This is a genomic window from Coleofasciculus sp. FACHB-712, from assembly GCF_014695635.1.
GTDB lineage: Bacteria > Cyanobacteriota > Cyanobacteriia > Cyanobacteriales > FACHB-T130 > FACHB-T130.
Genome location: NZ_JACJOQ010000706.1, coordinates 1 through 2,307, shown reverse-complemented (window position 1 = coordinate 2,307; position 2,307 = coordinate 1). Strand labels below are relative to the sequence as shown.

Annotated in this window: 2 protein-coding genes and 1 pseudogene; all 3 read left to right on the top strand. The window is 44.0% G+C overall.

The window, feature by feature from the left end; all coding sequences use genetic code 11:
* Positions 1-279: pseudogene (locus H6F50_RS26155) on the top strand (heat-inducible transcriptional repressor HrcA); the annotation flags it as partial.
* A 119-nt stretch (positions 280-398) separates the two neighbouring features.
* Positions 399-1,085, top strand: a complete 687-nt coding sequence (locus tag H6F50_RS26150) for a DUF2834 domain-containing protein (RefSeq protein ID WP_190430957.1) — start codon at positions 399-401, stop codon at positions 1,083-1,085.
* Between the two features lie 14 nt (positions 1,086-1,099).
* Positions 1,100-1,783 (top strand): hypothetical protein, encoded by a 684-nt coding sequence (locus tag H6F50_RS26145; RefSeq protein ID WP_190430956.1) that lies wholly within the window; start codon positions 1,100-1,102, stop codon positions 1,781-1,783.
* Positions 1,784-2,307: the final 524 nt, after the last annotated feature.

Sequence of the window (2,307 nt, the reverse complement as noted above, 5' to 3'; positions counted from 1 at the left end):
GACCAGTTGTGGCCTTTAATCTTTGAATGGCCTAGACCAGATGTCACGGCTATTTCAGATGTCACCTCTGGTTCGCGAGTGACGGTGCGGATTGGTTCGGAAAATCCTTTAGAGCCGATGCGTACCTGTACGCTGATTTCTGCAACTTATCAGCAGGGTTCAGTACCTGTGGGAAGTGTAGGTGTTTTGGGGCCAACGCGGATGGTGTACGAAAATGCGATCGCACTCGTTGAAGCCGCCGCCGATTATCTCTCGGATGCTCTTACGCAACCTGCTTAATTTAGAAAATCGCTAATCGCGATTCGCGATTAGCGATTGGGTAGCCCACCACGAACCAGGAACGATAAACATGGCTAATTGCGATTAGCTCTAATTTTTGCTTTTCATTCCTCACTGATATGGCTAGAAAAATTGGCTTTTGGTTGCTTTGGGCAGCATTTATTACCTATGCCTTTCTGTTAGCACCTCCTGAACAACCAGGCACATTTGAACTCATCAAAAACCTCTCCACAGGTCAATGGACAGGGATTAACCCCCTAGTCGTCACGCTATTCAATCTTCTGGGCATCGTACCGATGATTTACGCCTGTCTGATGCTCATTGATGGCAAACAGCAAAAGGTAGCAGCTTGGCCTTTTTCGGCGTTCTCTTTTGGAGTCGGAGCATTTGCTTTGTTGCCTTATTTAGCACTGCGAGAACCCAACCAGGAATTTCACGGAGAAAAGAATTTATTTCTAAAAATACTCGATTCCCGGTGGCTTGGTTTTTTGCTAACATTCGGCGCTGGGAGTTTGGTTGTATATGGCTTGTTGGGCGGTAATTGGGCAGATTATATTCACCAGTTCCAGACAAATCGCTTCGTTCATGTCATGAGTTTGGATTTCTGCCTGCTGTGGTTAATATTTCCCGCACTTCTGGGAGATGATATGGCGCGTCGGGGAATCAAGAATTCTACACTTTTTTGGATAGTAGTGCTGATTCCTTTGTTTGGGGCTTTAGCTTATCTTTGCCTGCGTCCTCCCTTACCAGAAACTAATGCCGAAGCTTTCCCCACCCAACGGCAACCCGCACAATCTAGAAATTAAAATTTGATAGAAATATGATTAGAAAAATAGCACTTTGGCTATTATGGGCTGGATTTATCTCCTATGTTTTGCTGCTGGCACCGCCAATTACGCCAGACACACTGAGGCTCATTAAAAATATATTGACGGGTCAGTGGACCCAGGTCAACCCAATTATCCTTTCTATATTTTCCCTGATTGGCATCTGGATACTCATCTATAGCTGTCTTTTGTTCGTCGATGGGAGGATGCAAAAGATTCGTTTCTGGCCTTTTGCTTTGGGTTCAGCGGGAACGGGAGTGATTAGCCTAATACCTTATTTAGCATTGAGGGAACCGAATCAAGAGTTTTCCGGGCAAAAGGATACCTTGCTGAAAGTTTTTGATTCTCGCTGGACGGGTATTATCCTCAATTTCAGCACGCTTTTCTTGCTAGCATTTGGCTTGCTTGCGGGTGATTGGGCAGGGTTTATTCAACAATTCCAAAGCGATCGCTTTGTCAATGGCATGAGTTTGGCTTTTTGCCTGTTCTGTCTGTTGTTTCCGAGCGTTCTCGGCGATGATATGGTGCGTCGAGGGTTCAATATTCCCCCAGTTTTTTGGGCAGTATCGCTGGTTCCTCTACTGGGACCCCTTGCCTATCTCTGTATTCGTCCACCTTTACCAGACTCTGGTGCTGAACCGGCACCAGAGTCTGTTGCGAACACTACACGAGTGTGAACAATTTTCGAGGTTTTTAGGAAAGAACAAACCGCGGAGGTCGCAGAGGACGCGGAGGAAAGAAAGGAGAGGCTGTGGCTTTCTTTTGAATGCAAGTTGGTGTGACTTAAGACGGAGGTAAGTGCTGTTATCGGACTTTTAAAGTTAAATAATTGATGTATAAAGTTATGGGTCAAGATTATGGGCAGAAAAATTGCCTTGTTCTTGATATGGATTACATTTCTTGTCTATACCGTATGGTTAGATCCACTTGCTCAACCAGAGACGTTTTCGCTGGTTTGGAAGTTATTAACATTCCAGTTGGCAGATGTGAATGCAATTCTTGTGGCTATCTTCTGGCTCATGGGCGTTTGGCCTATGATTTAAGTGCTTATGTAAAATAAATTACACATAATAAAAAGTAGAATAAGCTAAAACAAAAGTCAAGAAAACAAGAGACTTATGAGATTTATTAGAGATTTAAGCCGAGAAACTCAAAGGATTCTCAAAAGAATTTATAAAGAAAGTAGACATCATCAAGTGAG

What these genes read in the sequence shown, in the direction of transcription:
- H6F50_RS26150 (WP_190430957.1), top strand. Translation starts at nt 399, where the DNA reads ATGGCTAGAAAAATTGGCTTTTGGTTGCTTTGGGCAGCATTTATTACC.
- H6F50_RS26145 (WP_190430956.1), top strand. Translation starts at nt 1,100, where the DNA reads ATGATTAGAAAAATAGCACTTTGGCTATTATGGGCTGGATTTATCTCC.